The 18,661-nt window shown below is 30.2% G+C and carries 16 protein-coding genes and 3 pseudogenes; 7 read left to right on the top strand and 12 right to left on the bottom strand.

Translation table 11 applies throughout. From position 1 onward, the window contains the following. Window positions 1-631 precede the first annotated feature (631 nt). The 11 genes and pseudogenes from AC1DVP_RS16250 to AC1DVP_RS16200 all read right to left on the bottom strand — a co-directional run bounded on the left by AC1DVP_RS16250 (window position 632) and on the right by AC1DVP_RS16200 (window position 9,136). Complete coding sequence (locus AC1DVP_RS16250; protein WP_477184534.1) at window positions 632-868, bottom strand: winged helix-turn-helix transcriptional regulator; 237 nt, start codon at window positions 866-868, stop codon at window positions 632-634. Window positions 869-935: 67 nt separating this feature from the next. After that, window positions 936-1,142: pseudogene (locus tag AC1DVP_RS16245) on the bottom strand (phage integrase SAM-like domain-containing protein); the annotation flags it as partial. A 901-nt stretch (window positions 1,143-2,043) separates the two neighbouring features. Then, the gene (locus AC1DVP_RS16240) at window positions 2,044-2,715 is read right to left on the bottom strand and encodes a hypothetical protein (protein ID WP_477184533.1); all 672 of its coding nucleotides are present in this window, start codon (window positions 2,713-2,715) and stop codon (window positions 2,044-2,046) included. Window positions 2,716-2,739: 24 nt separating this feature from the next. Next, window positions 2,740-3,735 (bottom strand): alpha/beta fold hydrolase, encoded by a 996-nt coding sequence (locus AC1DVP_RS16235; protein ID WP_477184532.1) that lies wholly within the window; start codon window positions 3,733-3,735, stop codon window positions 2,740-2,742. Between the two features lie 74 nt (window positions 3,736-3,809). After that, on the bottom strand, window positions 3,810-4,925 hold the full coding sequence (locus tag AC1DVP_RS16230) for a helix-turn-helix domain-containing protein (RefSeq protein ID WP_477184531.1): 1,116 nt from the start codon (window positions 4,923-4,925) through the stop codon (window positions 3,810-3,812). A gap of 262 nt (window positions 4,926-5,187) precedes the next feature. Then, a complete protein-coding gene (locus AC1DVP_RS16225) occupies window positions 5,188-5,835 on the bottom strand; it encodes an alpha-ketoglutarate-dependent dioxygenase AlkB family protein (RefSeq protein ID WP_477184530.1) in 648 nt (215 codons plus the stop codon). Further along, window positions 5,822-6,067: an Ada metal-binding domain-containing protein gene (locus tag AC1DVP_RS16220; protein ID WP_477184529.1), complete on the bottom strand. Its 246-nt coding sequence runs from the start codon at window positions 6,065-6,067 to the stop codon at window positions 5,822-5,824. The genes AC1DVP_RS16225 and AC1DVP_RS16220 overlap by 14 nt, the downstream gene beginning before the upstream one ends. A gap of 3 nt (window positions 6,068-6,070) precedes the next feature. After that, entirely contained in the window at window positions 6,071-6,784 is a 714-nt protein-coding gene (locus AC1DVP_RS16215) for a 2OG-Fe(II) oxygenase (RefSeq protein WP_477184528.1), read from the bottom strand. Then, window positions 6,784-7,536, bottom strand: a complete 753-nt coding sequence (locus tag AC1DVP_RS16210) for an SDR family oxidoreductase (protein ID WP_477184602.1) — start codon at window positions 7,534-7,536, stop codon at window positions 6,784-6,786. The genes AC1DVP_RS16215 and AC1DVP_RS16210 overlap by 1 nt, the downstream gene beginning before the upstream one ends. Window positions 7,537-7,576: 40 nt before the next feature. Continuing rightward, window positions 7,577-7,717, bottom strand: a pseudogene (locus AC1DVP_RS16205) (MGMT family protein); the annotation flags it as partial. A gap of 168 nt (window positions 7,718-7,885) precedes the next feature. Next, the gene (locus tag AC1DVP_RS16200; RefSeq protein ID WP_477184527.1) at window positions 7,886-9,136 is read right to left on the bottom strand and encodes an OmpA family protein; all 1,251 of its coding nucleotides are present in this window, start codon (window positions 9,134-9,136) and stop codon (window positions 7,886-7,888) included. A 655-nt stretch (window positions 9,137-9,791) separates the two neighbouring features. On the opposite strand from AC1DVP_RS16200, the gene AC1DVP_RS16195 reads away from it, so the two are divergent. From AC1DVP_RS16195 to AC1DVP_RS16175, 5 genes are all read left to right on the top strand, one after another. Beyond that, a complete protein-coding gene (locus tag AC1DVP_RS16195; RefSeq protein ID WP_477184526.1) occupies window positions 9,792-11,543 on the top strand; it encodes a sensor histidine kinase in 1,752 nt (583 codons plus the stop codon). A 100-nt stretch (window positions 11,544-11,643) separates the two neighbouring features. Then, entirely contained in the window at window positions 11,644-12,291 is a 648-nt protein-coding gene (locus AC1DVP_RS16190) for a response regulator (RefSeq protein WP_477184525.1), read from the top strand. Window positions 12,292-12,935: 644 nt separating this feature from the next. Further along, window positions 12,936-14,165 carry a PAS domain-containing sensor histidine kinase gene (locus AC1DVP_RS16185; RefSeq protein WP_477184524.1) on the top strand — a complete coding sequence of 410 codons (1,230 nt, stop codon included), beginning with the start codon at window positions 12,936-12,938 and terminating at the stop codon, window positions 14,163-14,165. 58 nt (window positions 14,166-14,223) lie between these two features. Next, window positions 14,224-14,601 carry a YegP family protein gene (locus tag AC1DVP_RS16180; RefSeq protein ID WP_477184523.1) on the top strand — a complete coding sequence of 126 codons (378 nt, stop codon included), beginning with the start codon at window positions 14,224-14,226 and terminating at the stop codon, window positions 14,599-14,601. A gap of 53 nt (window positions 14,602-14,654) precedes the next feature. After that, on the top strand, window positions 14,655-14,987 hold the full coding sequence (locus tag AC1DVP_RS16175; protein ID WP_477184522.1) for a DUF4870 domain-containing protein: 333 nt from the start codon (window positions 14,655-14,657) through the stop codon (window positions 14,985-14,987). A gap of 710 nt (window positions 14,988-15,697) precedes the next feature. On the opposite strand, the gene AC1DVP_RS16170 is transcribed toward AC1DVP_RS16175, so the two are convergent. Next, window positions 15,698-16,096 (bottom strand): winged helix-turn-helix transcriptional regulator, encoded by a 399-nt coding sequence (locus tag AC1DVP_RS16170; protein ID WP_477184521.1) that lies wholly within the window; start codon window positions 16,094-16,096, stop codon window positions 15,698-15,700. Window positions 16,097-16,587: 491 nt separating this feature from the next. Between AC1DVP_RS16170 and AC1DVP_RS16165 the strand changes: the two genes are divergently transcribed. Further along, complete coding sequence (locus AC1DVP_RS16165) at window positions 16,588-17,250, top strand: response regulator (protein ID WP_477184520.1); 663 nt, start codon at window positions 16,588-16,590, stop codon at window positions 17,248-17,250. Window positions 17,251-17,848: 598 nt separating this feature from the next. Next, window positions 17,849-18,661 (top strand): annotated as a pseudogene (locus AC1DVP_RS16160) (hypothetical protein); the annotation flags it as partial.

The following is an 18,661-nucleotide window of genomic DNA, read 5'->3' as shown; positions in this document are numbered from 1 at the left end:
CAAAATCAGAATGGCAATTCAATTTAATTTTGATTTGATAAATGTTGTTAAATTTCTTTTACAAACTTAGCCAAGGTGCAAAAGGCTGTCGATTAATGTAGATTAAGAAAAAAATAATCTTGCATTCGACTTATTTATTTTTAAGTGCTGTTTTCATATTTCATAATAATACTATTGTTTTCAATACTATTTTCAAAGAATATGCCTTTGTATGTAAGTGTTTTATTTTCAAGTATTTAAATATTGTTTATGAATTTTTCACTTACGATATGTCGTAAAATTATTAACATCTTTATTTTTATTCAAATAAATCGATAATCACAAATAGCGTTTAATTAAATCTATGTTTTTTGATGTATTTAGTGCTGTGGATGAAAAACGGACAAATTGACCATTTTTTTTGGTCTAATATGACCATCAGGTTCAGAGTAAGTGATCACCCAGTTTAAGTTTAGGAAGAGCGTCCTAAAAATGAATGTATTTATACTGTAAAGTATTGATTTTTAGTATTTTATTTAAGCAAACTAATTTAAGGATAATATTTCAAAATTTGCTGTTCATTTTAAACTGAATTTTGGTGGTCAATTGATTTTGACAGAAGATGATCAATGATAGTCATTTTTGCACACAACTATCTTTCGCGAGTCAAAAGCAAAAACCTAAGGTTTTGGTTTGCAGCTTTGTCCGTTAAAGAGTATTCCACAGTTGGAGGAACCGTTGTATGTGCTTTTATTTTTACTATTTTCTTTGATTCCAGTTCATTAAGAGTCTTTACCAACATCCTTGTATTAATGCCTTGAATGGCCTTTTTGAGTTTATTATACCTCATTTTTCCACTCACAAGATATTGATAACTATCATAGCCCATTTTCCCGAAAAAGATTCATTACTTCCTGAAATGAAAATTCCGCTGAATTTTTTAAATTTTTCATCATTTAAAGTTGATCATCAATTGCACGAATTACATTTTTTTTGAAATTAGCAATGTATTTAAGCGCGATATAATTACTGCAGTCACGAACTGATCTGAGATAAAATTCAAAGTCTTTAATGAATTCAAGATTTATGTCTGCAAATTCAAAATCACCAGCATTAAATTTAATAAATGTTGTTAAGTGATTTTTAGTGATGGTGAACCGATCAAAAGTCTCTTTAGCATATCATTTTCCTAACAGGGCTGTCATTCATCATTATGCCTTTGAAATTCCTTCAGTACCTTAATCCGTAGAGTAATCTTTCCCAGTGCATAGTCCATGACCTTTTCGGAAGTTACCAGCTTGCAGCTATAGATAATTTCTGTTTTGCATTCATTGACTTTTAAAATCAGTGAATCCAGAAAAAATAAGAGATCTTGCATCTTTCTTTGTACTGATAGCTCTTTCGGTTTTCTGGTCCCAGCGAGTGCTGTTCTATTTTCATTTGGTGGATGTTTCCCTTTGGATTCCATCAGCAGTTATCCTAAGATAGACTGTTCTAATTTTATTTTCATTGCGGGGATTTTCAAAAAGAAAATGGATTTCTTCTTGTTCAGATTATCCAATCTTTTTGCCTAATCCCCAGCTTTTGCTCCTGATCCATATCATTGTAAAATGAGATTGGATTTTTTAAGTATAAAGCAAAAAAAAACGTTTCAATTGCTTGAAACGTTTTTTGTGGGGAGAGCAGGATTCGAACTTATAAGCTAGAACCCGCGTATATCCTGCATTTTTTTAATTTTTTAACCTATTACGCCACGATGTTGCCATGAAACTCAAAACACCAGTTTTTTAAACATTTTTACAGAGAAATTTAAGAGTTAAGTTGTTTAAAATGAATGCTATAATTCATATGTAATAAAACAAAATTAAAAAATAAATATGTCAAATTCGGAAAAATCATGAAAATAATATAGTTCCTAGAGAAAATGGCTTAGATGGCTTTATAGTAGTAACTGTAATTACAGGCTTTCTATATGCTATTTAAGGGCAAGTTTACCAGATAGGGTCATTTTTAAAGTGCTATGCTAAATGTAAAGTGAATATATGTTCGCAGGCTAGATTTAACTTATTTAAGTTTAAGGTTGTAACCTAATTGTACATAAATAGGGATAGTTGGTGATGTTTTAAAATCCTGTGAAATAGTTTTTCCTCCTTTTAAATAGATATCACTTTTAGTAAAAGAATAACCAATCTGCATCCCAAGTTGAGCATTTCCTCCTGTTGTTTCATACCATCCATCTTTAACTTCAGGAAAGTTGTTTTTGTAAACATCCGTATGCTTAAAATGAGTAACAATTGCCTTGTCAAAACCGAACTCTCCGTTCACATACCATTTGGGGTTGTAATAACCAATAATAATATTCGCAGAACCTCCAAAATTTGAAAGACTCACCAAGGTATTTTCATACCTCCTGAAAATGCCGTTAATATTTAAACTAACTGCAACATTATTTACTTTAAGCAGCTTCGCATGCATCCCGATTTTAGTTTTAAAATCATCAAAAAACTTATTTCCTGATGGTATTGAAAACTCTGCGTTTATTACTAAAGGTAATTTTGACTTGAGGTGATAGCCATAACCAAGACCGTAAATTACACCATAGTCTATTCCTAACTGCAGGTTTATCAAGTGTCGCTGTTCTTCTTTTAATCCCGCCCAGTTTATACTTTGCGCATGACAGTAATTGCTTATTGAGTACAATAATACCGTTATAATAATGATAATTTTATGTTTCATTTGAATATGTTTTCTTTGTAGAGCTTATTTTAAAGCGTTGAAATAGTTAAGGATTGTTGGAAAAGTATTGTTCCAGCCAGTTGGAAAAGAAAGCATATCATGYCCAGCTCCTTTTGTTTCAAACATTTGAACATTTGGAAAGGATGATGATACTTTTTGGGCGTGGACTAAACCATAAGTTTTGTTTCGCTCACTATATATAAATAAGATTTTTGTTTTAAATTGGTCTAAATGGGCTGTCCAATCGGAATTCTCTTTTTTAATAATGTCAAAGTAGACATCCTGTAATATAAAACCTGGACGCCAGAAAGGTAGGGTTCCCTCATTACCTACATTCGCATTTTCGTCGCCAGTTGACGCCAGTAATTTATATTTATAATCTAAAACGGCATGTTCATCTTCTTTACCTGTAAGAAATTGATCCATATAGATCGCATTATTTAATGCTTCTCCAGTAATGTCCATCTTACGGGAGCGCTTGACATAGTCATCGATATCCTTCCATTTTAAGCCACCAGGTTCTGCCAGAACGGCACCATTTACGGCATTTGGATATTGGTTGATGTAAGCTCCAGCCAGCATAGCGCCCCAGGAATGCCCTAATAAGAAAATTTTCTGCGCTTGGGATTTTCTGTAATAGGCAATTACACTACTCAGATCATCGAAAGAGGTTTGAATACTTGTGTAATACGAACGCGGAAATCGTTGTGATAAACCCGTTCCACGCTGATCATAAAAGACCACAAAATATCCATTATCTGCAAATTCCTTGCAATTTAGCAGATATCGATAATCTGATGCAGGCCCACCATGCAAAATGAAAATAATTGGATTGTTTGGATTTCCAAAAGTTTCGGCATGTAGTTTTGCGTTATTAATCACAATCGAAGGAAGACTGGAATCCTGATCAACTGTTTTTGGAACTAAGTTACCAGGCTCATCAATTTTCATTTCGTTTTCGCAAGAAAAGACAAAAATTGAGAGGAAAAGGACGGATGAAAGTAATTTGTTTCGATACATTTTTTTGAGTTTTAATAAAGCTGCAAAAATGAACTAAACATCGTATCCCATCGTTCCAAAGGGTAAGTTGGTACTTATTTTAACTGTATTTTTTGTTCCTTTAAATACATTGTTGGGGTTTGTCCGGTTATTCTTTTGAAATTCCTGTTAAAAGAGGTTTTAGAATTAAAACCTACTTCGAAAGCTAAAGAAAGCAAGGTGAATCTTTGGTTCTCCTGCAGGACTGAAATCTTTATAAATTCAGCGATTCGCAGTTCATTGATATAATCGAAAAAGTTTTTGTTCTCAATTGAGTTAATTACTTGTGACAAAATATTGGAATTTACATTTAATCTTTGCGCCAATTCTTCTAAATTTAGTTCCGGATACTTATATAACTTTTCTTCCTGCATTAAGTCTTGCAGATCCTGATGAATTTTTAATAGTAAAGTTTCATTTGCAGTAGAACTTTGATACTTGATTTTTCCTGTAATATTAGCGGCGTCCACTTCATCTTCTTTCTCATTAATTAACTGACTGGTCATATTACTATTTGTAAAAATACCAACTTGCTTTACTCCAAAATACCCAACAAACAGGATGAAAATATCGAGTATAGTAAAGGTATAAATGTCATTGGCAAAAAATACAGATATCCATATTGCGCCAATTCCAAAAATTAAATACCTTAACCAGTTTAAATTTATTTTTTCCAGGTCTGAATACTGATTAGAAATATATGCGGAATATTCTTTCAGCAGTGACAATGATAAAATAACATATATCACACCTGATAACAATGTAGCTAGGTACATCAATTTCATGATATTTTCAAAACCAGCACCCGCATTTATGTATACCTCGATTCTCTTATCAAAAGAAAGGAGAAAGAATTGATACAACACCCCAATTGCGATAATAAACGGCAAAAAATGGATTAGCCAATGTTCATTTTTATTGTTTTGACTTGTTAAAGATCTCGTGTATAAATACAAAAAAGGTCCATGGATTAGTGGTAGAGGAATTTCAAAACCAAGGAAGTATGGGAATCTAACATATTGACCGGTAATATGAATGTAAAATAAAGACAAATGGGTACCAATGAAGAATAACCAAAACGACAGAATAAGATCAGCTTGTGATTTTCCTTTTTTTGTAAAAAGGATGATAGAAAGAAAAAAGGAAATGATGATTCCTATTAAATGCGGCATAATATGGTCTGATTTATTTTGATATGCTCTGCATTTTCTTTAAACATTACTTAGTTGTTTGACCTAAACCTGCTAAGCTGCGAAACTACAAAAAAGTCCTGATATTGGTTAAATATAAGTTATACTTATCAAAAGTTATTTTACAAACAGATATTCAATTTCATCATTTTCAAGATCTGCTGTTTTAATAAAATTTACACGTTCAAGAAGCTTTATTGCTCCGTCGTTTTGTTTGGATGTAATCGCTATTATTTTTGTCAGCTCAGTATTTGTCGGCCAAAATTCGGCAACAAGTTTCATTGCAATAGTCAATTGTCCTGAAAGTTAAATTCACTCTTGGTTTTGTGATCAGCTTTGCAGGGGGTAGTCTATGAAGCCAGTTTGTTTGAGTCGTGTCTTTCATAACTAATAAACTTCCGTGTTCAAGAATTAATGAAACAGTTTCTTTAGTTCTTTTATGCCTGAAAGCAAATTTCCGTTCTGCTCCAAAGCTCAATGAAGCGATTGCTCCGTTCTTTTTTAAGTCTTTTTCTGCATCACTATGCCAAGCCATTCCTTCATTTCCATTATGATACAAATTAAGCAAACAGGAATTAAATTTTTCTCCAGTTTGATTTTCAATACTGTTTTTTAATTCCAGCAGTTCTTTTGTCCAGCTCAATGCCTGTTTGGTTGTTTTGGAATAGGTATAATTAAAATTAGTGTCTCCATACCAACCAACTTTTCGTTTAGTAATAATACGTTTACCTAAAATAATAGCTTCATCATTTTTCCACTCAATAGTATTAAGAAAACATTCTAAATAATTATCAGCTTCTTTTTGTGTAAATAGTTTTCCAAAATAATTTACCATTCCGTCACTCGGCAATATATTTTCTGTATAGTCCATTTCGTTGCTAAATAAATTCATTTTTCCATTCTTGATAGTTGGTTTTCATACAATGCCCACAAGGACGAAAACCATTTTTAACAGCTTCTTCTTTAGAAATAAAAAAAACACGATTCTCCTTTTTCATCCGTTTACCAGATTTACATTGTAGTGTCCCATAGATTTTTAATTTGCTATTACCGCCAAAGCAGATTTCTTTTTGCTTTATTTGATATCGTAAATCATCATCGTTTATTGAAAGATGTTTAATCATTTTTTAAGTCAATGCGTCGTGAAAAATAATTCCCAAAGTGTGACGTTCGCCACTATGAATTTCACTTACTCCGTGTTTCATATTTACACGGTAATAACCTTTACTGCCTTTTACTGGTCTAAAATTAGTTGTAAAAATAAGCATATCTCCTTTCTTTGGTTTTAATATAATGGCTTTTGATTGTGCCCTTGGTATTTGTTGGGTCAATACAAATTCACCACCTGTAAATTCTTGATCTGGCTCGTTAAGAAATAAAACGGTTTGAATAGGGAAATACACATCTCCATACAAATCTTGGTGCAGAGTATTGTGTCCGCCTTTACCATATTTCAAAATCAAAACAGTTGCTTTTAGTTGATTATTTGCATTACACTGTTCCAAAAGTTCTTGATGTGTCTCTGGAAAAATTGTATCAATATTTAACACTTTCATCCAAGAGTTTGCAATAGGTGCCAGTTTTGGATATATGCTTTCTCTGATGTTTTGAATAAGATTTGGCAATGGGTAATTGAAATATTTATATTCGCCCAAACCAAAACGGTAGCGTTCCATCACTACCGTTTTTCTGTAAGCATTTAGGTTTGTATAATTGCCAATTATCTCATTGCATTGATCACTTGATAATAAATCAGCAGCAATTGCAAATCCTTTATCGTTCATTTCTTCTGTTATTGCCTGCCAGTCAATATTCATTATTTTGGTTTTTATATTTTCCATTATTTGATTTTAGGAAATCCACCATCGACAAATATTTCTGTTCCGTGCATAAAAGAGGCATCTTCTGATGCCAGGAAAGTAATTACTTTTGCTACTTCAAAAGGTTTTCCGAAACGAGCAAGCGGCACTTGTGGCAGTACTGCACCTGAAATACCTTGTATTTGTTCAGCTGTTAAATTGGAACGGTCAAAATAATTAGTTGCAATCGGTCCTGGACTAACGGCATTAATTCTGATTTTTTTTGAGGCTAATTCTGATGCAAATGTTTTTACAAATGATTGAACTGCAGCTTTTGCTGCTGAATAAACAGAAGAATTTTGCATTCCAATTTCTGTTACAATGGAAGTATTTAAAATAATAACACCGCCTTCTTTCATTAACGGCAAAATTTGCTGGACAGTAAATAATGTTCCTTTCACAATTACATTAAACTGCTCATCAAAATGGTTTTCGTCTATTTGCTCAATTGAAGCATACTTTCCAAAACCTGCATTTACATACAAGATGTCAATTTGAGGTGCAATTAATTTTACTTTCTCTCCTAATTGCAATAGGTCTGCCATTTTCCCTGCATCAGAAACTATGCCTGTGGCTTTTTCACCTAATTCATTTATAGTTTCGTCGATAGTGTTTTGAAATCGCCCTGTTATAATTACAGATGCTCCATTTTCTATGAAATCAATTGCTGTGGCTTTTCCTATTCCGCTTGTTCCACCTGTAATTAATGCTAATTTGTTTTTTAATTTTGTCATCATTTTTTTAAATTTTATGATGCAAAATTGCAACTGATTCTTATTTTAAAAAATCCGTTTCTTGCTCAATATTTTTTTTTGCAGCCTCCCAGCCAATGATGGCTGTTTTTCTTGTATTTCCCCACATATATCCGCCAAATATTCCTGTAGATTGAATTACTCGATGGCAGGGAATTAAAAAAAGATGCTGAATTCTTATATGATTTGGCTTTCAAGTACTAGTTCTGAAAAAAATAAAAGCTTCAGATTTCTCTGAAGCTTTCTTAATGCCCCCTCAGGTAATTTTTAAGCCATTTTATGGATGATTCGAAATTAAATAATAAAATATTGTTTATGTTTTGAAAGCGTCTTATTTAACTTTAAATGTTACCCTTCTGACCAATTTTCTGGCACCCTCTGAATCCTTGTCTACTGAACTGTCTTCACCTGCTGCAATAACATTTATTCTTGAAGGATTAATGTTAGCTTTTACCAAAATATTTTTGACACTGTTTGCTCTTGAATTGGATAATTTATCATTGTTAGCTGATTTTCCTATTTCATCGGCATGACCAATAATATCAACTGAGGCAGCAGGATTATTTTTCAAATAAGTTAAAATAAAATCGATGCCTTCTGTAGAAACGTTTGTTGGATTAGATTTACCGAAATCAAAATATGTACATATGTAATTATCATTGATTAGATTTTTTACCAAATCATTATTGCTTACAATAGGAGACTTATCTGTATTTTTTCCATACGTTTTAGATAAATAACTTTCTAATTCATCAGGTATGTTGTTGTTATTTACATCAATTGATTTTCCTTTAGTGTTAACCATAACACCTGAAATAGTATTTGGTTCTTCATCTAAATAATCAGGAACACCATCTCTGTCAGTATCTAACATTGAAGTTTCAATATCAGCAATTTTTTTCTTCAATTCTTCATTTTCGCTGTCAATAACCCAATCTGCATGTTTTTCATTTTTGCCTAAATAAACAGTTAAGCCAACAGTTCCATTAAAAAGAATTCCTGAGAATCCTCTGGAATTAGTATTACTTGCTGAATCAAAAGTTCGATCCTGAGCAGCATTAAGTATAGTTGTAAAATCTCCAGTCAAAACAATTCGGTTAGATAATTTAATCTGACCAGTTACACCAGTCATAAAATTACCCATTCTGTCTTTTATTGCAGAGTTTTCATCTTCTAATTGTGTTAATCCAAAACCTGCATGTCCTAATAAACCAATAGTATTAGTCCAGGTTTCGAAACTCATGATCCTTCCTAAGTTAGCAACAGCCTGAAGGTCTGCTCTGTAATATTTAGTATCAAAATCTACAGAATTGCTTTTTCCAGTAAAACTGTTATAGCCAAAGTCAGCTTTCAAACCAAATTTGTTGTTAAACATGTATCTTACTCCCAAATCAACAACGTAAGGACTTGGAGTTGAAGTAAAATAACCAGGAGACATTAGTCTTTGTGGTTTGTTAACACCGCCGGCTAATTCAACAGACCATTTGTTAAAGTCATTTTTTGGAGTTTCTTCAATTTTATTCTGAGCGTTTAAAGCGGTTACAGCAGATACAAAAAGGAATGTAATTATGTTTTTTTTCATTTTATTAAATTTTAAAATTTTCGGCAAAATTAAAAAGCAATGTTAAATGAAAAAAATGAGCAGTAAATTGTAAACAGAATTCTGGATGTTAATTGTCACAGATAGTCAATAAAACAAAAAATTAATTATTTGTTAATCAGTTCGTTGTTTTTTATTTTATAAAGAGATTAATTTTTTACAAATATTGCGATTTAGGTTAATTGTTAAGAATTTTAGAAAACAACTATTTCTAAACTGGTTTAGTGAAGTAGTTTTTATAAAGATTTTAAGCAGATAATAAATATTTATTTGCTTTTTTATAAAATTCTAGATAGTAAAAGAAACCATTTTGTAGAACTAATTCTACGTTTGGTTTTATAATGTTCTACATAATATTTTATTTAAACAGAGTATTTTTGCAACTTATTTTAAAAATATATTCTAAAAATGAACTATAATTATGTGAATTGTTTGAGACAATTTATTCATTTACAAAGACTCCCCCAATCTCTTTGAATATTTACTGTCATTAAGTTAGTGTTGATGTTTTAATTTAAAGCTAGTTTTTTTAAAGTGTTAAAATTTTTGACATTAATGATAATACGTAATTACAACAATTATATGAGTTTTTACTTTCTTAACTCATTATTTTTTGTATCATTTTAAAATATAAATTTTGATTAGAAAATTTTTAATAAATAATACATTTAGTTTATTAAAGCTAAAATTCAGGTATAGAAAAATAATCCACTACACTTTACTGGCAAGTGTTATTTTTTTACAAGTAATTGCTGTTATTGTCTGGTATAATGAATCAACAAATGAATCCAAGATATCAAGAGCTTTGGATTCTATGAATTCTTTGAATAAAATATCACATTTTACGAGCAAAGTAAATAATTCATTTATTGAATCTCAGAGGAATTTTAATAATTATAGCAGTAATAAAAATCAGGTTTCGTTACAAAAATATACTGCTTCTTTAAGAGAGATGAGCTATTTACTAGATAGTCTAATTACTAATAGTAGAGACAATAAGGAGTTTATGAAGATTCTGATGGAAAAACATCAATTAGAATCTAATATTTCAGCTTTAAAATCTGACATTGATTCTATTATTGAGATACAATTTAACCTTGATAAAAACAATCCTTCAAAAGTATTTAAACTCAACAAATTTGAATACAAAAAGATTTTAAATAGTATTGGGATAGAGTCTTATATAAAAACTGACAGTGTATCGCGAAAAGGACTGTTTTCAAGATTAGGTGATGCATTAGCAGGAAAAATCAATATACAAAAGGAACAGTTAAATATAATTGTGACAATGAAGTATACTGATAAGATAGTGTCTGGAAGTATTGAAGATCAGATAGTAAATTTGTTTACAGTTACTAATAAGTATTATAAAAATCAATTTATAAATTTAAAAAACTCTTTTACAAGTTTAAAAGAGCAAGACCTTAAATTGATTCAGCTTAATAATGAACTGTTGAATTTGGAAGATGGAATAATACCTACTTATAATAAATCTTTAGACATTCTTCAAAAAGACGCTCAGACTCAGTTACAGATTCAATATCAGGCCAATAAAAAAGTAAGGAATTATGCGATAGCAATAGTGATAGTATTGATGTTTATTATATCCATTATACTTTTAAGCTTTACGAGAATGGCTTTTGAATATGAAGAAAGATTGACCAATGCAAAAAATCAGATTCGACAAAGCCTGAATTTTAAAAATAGGATTGTGGGTATGATAAGCCATGAAATCAGATCTCCCTTAAGCATAATTTCTATTTATAGTAAAAAGATTAGCTCGTCTGTAAAAGATACTGAGATGAAAGAAACCTTTGAATCGATTCAATTTACAACAAATTCGCTTCTTCTTTTGGCAAATCAAATTTTAGAGTATTCTAAAGATGAAAATCAGTCGCCTAAATTAAAAAGCAAAAATTTTTATTTAAAAAACGAAATAAACCAGATTATTTCTTCCATGAGTTCATTAGTGGAGAGCAAAGGAAATAAAATAAAAGTCCATACTAATTTAGTTTCAGACTATGAAGTTTATTCAGATGCTGTGAAAATTCATCAACTCTTTTATAATATAATTGGTAACGCTAATAAATTTACAAACCACGGACTTATTTCAATTGCTATTGATCTTGAAAATATAAAGGACAAGGAGTTAAACTTAAAAGTAGTAATTCAGGATAATGGGATTGGAATTTCAGAAAATGATTTAAAAAATATATTTGAGTTGTATTATCAGGGTATTGTTTCAGGAAAGGTAAATGATTTGGGTGTTGGTTTAGGGCTGAATTTATGTAAAGAAATTGTTGAATTATTTGGCGGAGAAATTAGTATTCAAAGTGAAGAAGGGAATGGAACAACGGTTGTATTTAATTTGATACTGAAATTAGTTTAGAATATAAAAATGTAATAAGTGTTGCATGTATTGTGCAATTCTAAAAGAGATAAAAGTTAAATAATAGATGAATTCTACATTAAATTTTACTGAAATATAAATGACAATATTACCAAATAGTTATAGTTTTTTAATTGCAGATGACCATAGTGTTGTCAGGCAGGGGGGTTCTTTAATTATCAAAGAGATGTTTTTAAATGCCTCAATTTACAAGGCAGGAAATTTTAAAGATATCTTAAATGTACTGAAAGAATTTAAAATTGATTTATTGATTTTAGATGTAAGTTTTTCAGAAGGAAATAGTATTAGTGTTATGTCAGAAATTAAAGCAATTCAGCCAGACATTAAAATATTAATGTTTTCGGTTTACGATGAGAATATTTACGCAATGAGATATTTGAATGCAGGAGCATCTGGATACCTGAATAAAGAAATCTCTGAAGATGAAATAAAATATGCGATCAATAGTATGATTTCATCAGGGAGATATATTACTCAGAATATTAAAGACAGAATTTTAGATTGTTACATTTCAAAAAAGCCTGCTAATCCATTAGATCTGCTATCGAATAGAGAAATTGAAGTAGCTCAGCTTTTTATTAAGGGTTATGGCAACCTGGAAATATTAGAATTGTTAAACATTAAAAAAACTACGGTAAGCACTTATAAAAACAGAATTTTTGAAAAATTGGAAATTGACAATTTAGCCGATTTAATTAAATTTTTCCAGCTATATTATGAGAAGTAACTGTCTTTTAAATTAMTTTATGATCAAATAAAGGGTTAGAATATTTTTATCGGATTTTACACAAAAAAAACAGGGATTTATAAATCCCTGTTTTTTTTGTGAAATAATATTTGATTGCAGCTTATTTGTTGTCGAAATAATTCTACAACAGACTCCTCATCATTCTACAAGCCATTGATTTTATTGGAAGTATTTTTGTAATGTCAGGGATTGATAAAGTATTAAAAATTGCAAATGGGTTAGTTTTAATGTGTTTTTTAAATTATTAATTCTGGATTTTTCTGTTTTAAGGATGGTCTTTTTTGTTGCAGGCAGATGAGAGGAAAGAGAGAATGTGTACGATAGAATTAGCTATTTAGTTTTTGGTATTAAAACTTGATGAAATCTCTTCTTTTTTATTATTTCTACAGTGACATAAACATATTAGTAATTAGAATATCGGATGTTTTGATTGATTTGGATAATATATTTTTATTGATACTTCAAACATCATGTTGGAAATATAATATCAATTAAACTTTCATTTTAAAGGAACAATATATAATATTCAAATGCATAATACTATTGATTATAAAGGAAAATGTGTTCAGGTTTTGATTAGTCTAATCTAATAGAATTTAATGAATGATATTAAAAATAAGAGTATGGAATTTGATTTTTATAAAATCAAAAAAGGAAAAACTATTAATAGTTTGAAATCTAAATTGTTTGATGAAATTCAGGATGCTCTTTTTGTATTGACAATTTCAGCTGATAATAATTATGATATACCTTTTATAAACGATTCTGCTTATAAAATGTTTGAAATTTTATCAGATGATGTATTTACGGATACAACACTTTCTGTTTATAATCAAATTCATCAGGAAGACAAGTGTTTAGTAAGGCAATCTTTAATTGATTCTATTAAAGAAAAGAGATGGAATTTGGTTTTTAGGGCACAATTGCCAACAAAAGGATTGTGTTGGTTCAGGATTTCAGCAAAAAGAGAATTAAATAGTGATGGCAGCATTGCGTTCTATGGACAAATAACCGATATAACAGATTTTAAGACCCAAGAATCGAGACTTAAAGTTTTAGAAGAGCATTTTAGGTTTGCGCTTGAAACTTCAACTTCCGATGTTTCAAATGGAATAGACACTGATGTTTCATCTCAAAAAGAAAAAGAGTTGGAACTTATGAAAGAGATGGAGATATACAGTGAAAAAAATAATAGGTTATTGAATTTTTCTCATATCGCATCTCATAATTTAAATTCACATGCGGGAAATTTTAAAATGCTTCTGGACATGATTGATTTGGATCAGAGTTTTGATCAAAATTGCGAAATGATGAAATATCTGCGTACGGTTTCCAATGATTTGAGCAAAACAATCGAAGATTTATCTCAAATAGTTAATGTAGAAAATAATGTTGATATTATTGTTAAGCCATTGAATTTAAACGTTTATTTGAACAGAGTACTCAATATTGTTAATGCTTATAGTTATAGAAATAGTGCTACTATTATAAACAATATTCCAAAGGATACCACAATAAATTTTAATCCTGCTTATCTCGAAAGCATCTTGCAGAATTTATGCACAAATGCAATAAAGTATGCTAATCCTAATGAATTTCTAATAATTGAATTCACTTTCTTCCTGGAAAAAGGAAAAAAAGTGTTAACCATAAAAGATAATGGTTTAGGAATTGATCTCGAAAAATATGGGCATTTGTTATTTGGAATGTATAAAACATTTCATAAACATGAAAAGGCTAACGGTATAGGTCTATATATGACAAAAAGCCAGATTGAGTCTATGAAAGGAGCAGTTACTGTTGAGAGTGAGGTAGGGAAGGGGACAACATTTAAAATCATTTTTAATGATTAGATCTTCTATTATTTAGAATCTAAATTTAATATCAATTACTAAAAAAATAAATTTTAAAATGGAAAAATTTGTAATTAATAAAAAGGCAAATGGAGAATTTCAGTTTGATTTTATAGACAAAAAGGGCAAAGTTATTCTAAGCAGTGGGGGATATACAAGAAAATTAATGTGTCTAAAAGGAATCGAATCTGTAAAACGTAATTCGCTGGACAGTATAAAGTTTTTTCGAAAGACATCTTTAAATAATGAAACATACTTTAATTTAAAAGCCTTCAACGGAAAAATTATTGGAGTAAGTAAAATGTTTAAAGACAGATTTTCACGTGACAAAGGAATTGAATGCCTTAAAAAGAAAGCCCCTGATGCTTCAATTGAAGACAGATCAAAAAAGTCAGTAAAGATGGTGCGTATTGCTTCATTTGAAATGATTAATTAAAGTATATAAACAAAATGAGAAACAAAAACCGGCTTATCATAACAAAAAATTAAATGAACAGAAAAACTATTTCAATTATTAGTTATCTCACTATTGTAGGGTGGGTAATATCTTTTGTTGTTTATTACAATGGCGGAAGATCTACATTTGCGCAATACCATTTAAAACAATCATTTGGTTTGGGTGTTTTGGGCGTAATACTAAGTATCTTTTTTACTCCAATAATTCCAATTGACCCTTTTATTTCAACGCTGTTTACAGTATTGTGTTTTGGGATATTAATTATTTTGATTTCTGGAATAGTGAATGCTGTTAATCAAAATAGAAAACCCATACCTGTAATTGGACTTATGTTTGTTAATAGATTTCATTTCATAAAATATTAAAATATTTTTTTTGTTTTATACAAAAGAGGTTGTCCTAAAGGACAATCTCTTTTTTGTTTAATATCATTTGATTTTTTACAGAGACTTTCTTGAAAACTGTAAATTTGAGCTAAAATGATCTTCAATAAGCTTGTATAGGAGGTTTATGAAGTCAAAAACAGCAGTAAAATTGCCAGGATGAATATAACCGGATCTTCCGCCTGCTTTAAACTGCGTGAGAATAGCAGAAATTTCTAACTTTTCAACAACACTGTCTATTAATTTGGCAGAATTCTCTGGATTCAAATTCTTTAGATTCAATGAAAAAAGGTCTTGCTGATGAACCGAATGAGGTCTAAAAACTGGCTGATAATCATGATTTTTCTACTTAAAAAATAAAGAAAAGCAAAGTAAAAGCAAAAAAACTGCCCGAAAATTACTTTTCGGACAGCCTTATTTTTAATAACCGATTATCTCATTCAGATTCACAAAACTTTCATTTAGTCCAAGTATACCTAAACTGAAGTCTTTGTTTGCATCATTTTACTAAGGACATTTCTAATTATGAAAAACTTTCTTTTTATCACCGAACGAAAAAGAATGTTCTCGTTATCAAAAAAGTAATTAATTCAAGTTGCTGGTTAATCGATTTGTTTAATTTTTTTTGAATAGTCTGATTTTATCTCTTTTTATGAGGAATCAATTCTGAAAGTGATTATTGGGTAATTTATTTACTCTTCTCTATTTCTTTCTTTTCGTAGTTTTTCACGGTGTATAATGCCAAAATCTCTTAAGGATAATATAACGGGTTTCACAGACCAGCTATACTCAGTAAGTTCATATTCTATTCTTACAGGGGCTTCATTATAACCCTTTTTTTCAACAAATCCATTTTGTGCCATTACTTTTAATTCATGTGCAAGTACTTTAGAAGTGATTTTAGGAATCTCTTTTATGATTTCACCGAACCTTTTATTACCTTCCATAAGGGCTATTGTTATCGGAATTTTCCATTTTCCAGTAATGATATAAATAGCATCCACAATTGGAATTAATTCCGTTTTGCATAGTATAATTTTTTCCACTCTAATGTTTTTATTTTCATCATTTTTGTTTTTTTTAACTGTCATAGTATAAATAATAGGGGGTGGTTGTTTAAAAGTAAGTAGTTACCTTTAGGTAAGGGTTTAATTTTGTGGGGTAAAAATATATATTTTTGCTTTATATTCAAAATGACAATAAGTCTCAAAACCTACGTTAATCGGTACAAAATCTTATAACACCAATAATAAAAACAAATTTAATTATGATTTTATAGTGATTAATAAAGCAGAAATTATTGGATGTTTTAAATCAAAGGCGGAGACTAACTATTTGTAAATAAATATATAAGACAATATTTAAAATCTATGAAGAAAAATAAAATAGTATTAGGGTCAGTAGTACTCCTGTTATTGATTTCTGACAAAAAACACCCGTTGCTAAAATAGAAATTGATTATAAAAAAATATATAAATATCAATTTAAATTGCAGTTATGCGTAAATACTGTAAATATTATGCTATTTAATAGTAAAAAGAGGCGTTTTACAAATAATTTTAAATTTATTATAAAAAGAAAAATGAGATTATCCAATACACATAGTTTTTTAATTGCCGACGACCAAAGCATAGTAAGAAAAGGGGTTTCACTATTAGTTAACGAATTATTTTTTAACCCTAAAATTACGCATTCAGAAACTAAAGATATTTTTAAAGTAGTAAGAGAAATAAAAATTGATTTAATGGTTTTAGATATCAATTTTCGTGATGGTAATAGTTTAAATATTATTAAAGAGGTAAAGAGTATTCAGCCCTGTATCAAAATTTTGATATTTTCAGCTTATGATGAAAATATTTATGCTATGCGATATTTAAATGCCGGAGCTTCCGGATACCTGAATAAAGGGTGTTCTGAAGATGAAATGAAAAAAGCATTCACAAGTATGATTCTATCGGGGAAATATATAAACCAAAATATTAAAGACAGGATTTCAGATTTCTACATCTCCAAAAAACCAATAAATCCATTAGAACAATTATCTAATAGGGAGCTTGAAGTTGCAAGATTATTAATAAAAGGATATGGCAACTTAGAAATATCAGAGTGCCTGCAAATTAAAAAAACTACAGTTAGTACTTTTAAAAATAGAGCCTTTGAAAAATTAGAAATTGATAATCTGGCTGATTTAATTGAAATTTTTCAACTGTATTTTGAGGATACAGAAGAAATACATTTTACTTGATTTAATTATAGTTGCACGATGGCTCTGCGTTGAATCTTTTTTTTGAATTTTATTTGTCTGGAACTTTTTTTGTGTTTCAGTATTACTCTGCGTGGTTACCAGATTGGATAGACTCACTTGGGTTAGGATTGTTTGGTTTGAAAGAATTATCTTCAGTAAAAAACATTGTCGTTTTGCATTATCAATTCAACGCACCGCCACTGCCATAGATGCGCCATTTTCTTTAAATTCTCTTTCTAAGAATCAATTCTGTAATTTTTTAAATCGGAATTGAAATCTTTTTTATGAATATAAGTTTGGAAGTCTAGTTTTAAAATTTTCCAGTAATTATTTTCTAACACTTGGATTACTTTTCGGGATAATTTTTTTATTAAAAAGCGATCTACGCCGTTGTAGATATAGTTCTACAAGGATCAGCAAAACATTCTACAAGCTTTAATTCTTGCAAATATTAATTTAGCATTAGCTAATATTAATTTATCATTAGTTAATATTTATTAAGCATTAGTTGTGATTAATCAAATTAAAAAAGTTAAAAAAAATCTAATTCAAAAGCACTTTCCTTAAAAGTATGCTTTTCTTTTAAAATACTATCATTATGAGAAATTATTACTTATTACTTCTTTTTGTAGGAATTGGTTTTTGTGGTTATGGGCAAGTCGGCATAGGGACGATTTTACCAAATGGGTCATCTCAACTTGATGTTGTTTCTGTAAATAAGGGGATTTTGATTCCTAGAGTTTCGTTAACAAGTACAGTAGATGCAGCAACTATTACTAATGGTAATGTAAATAGTTTGTTGGTGTTTAATACACAAACAATTGCCGATATTACACCAGGTTACTATTATTGGTACGTTAATAAGTGGTATCGCTTGGGTACTACAGGTACCGAGACAATTACTACATTGGTAGATAATGGTAATGGTACGATTACTTATACAAATGAAAACGGTATTCCGGTAACTATAAATATATCTGTTGCAGCAAAAGGAGCAGACGGAAAAGGAATTGCCAGCACAACAGATAAYGGAAACGGCACTTTCACGATTACTTATACGGACGGAAGCACTTTTACAACTCCAAATCTAACAGGACCGCAAGGTATAGCTGGAGCAAACGGAACCAATGGTGCTAACGGAGCAGMMGGAAAAGGAATTGCCAGCACAACMGATAACGGAAACGGCACTTTCACCATCACTTATACGGACGGWAGCACTTTYACGACCCCAAATCTAACAGGACCGCAAGGTRTWGCTGGAGCAAACGGAACCAATGGTGCTAACGGAGCAGACGGAAAAGGAATTGCCAGCACAACCGATAACGGAAACGGCACTTTCACSATYACTTATACGGACGGTAGCACTTTCACRACYCCAAATCTAACAGGACCGCAAGGTATAGCTGGAGCA

This window comes from Flavobacterium sp. P3_A6 (assembly GCF_056403035.1).
This window is presented reverse-complemented; position numbering and strand designations above follow the sequence as displayed.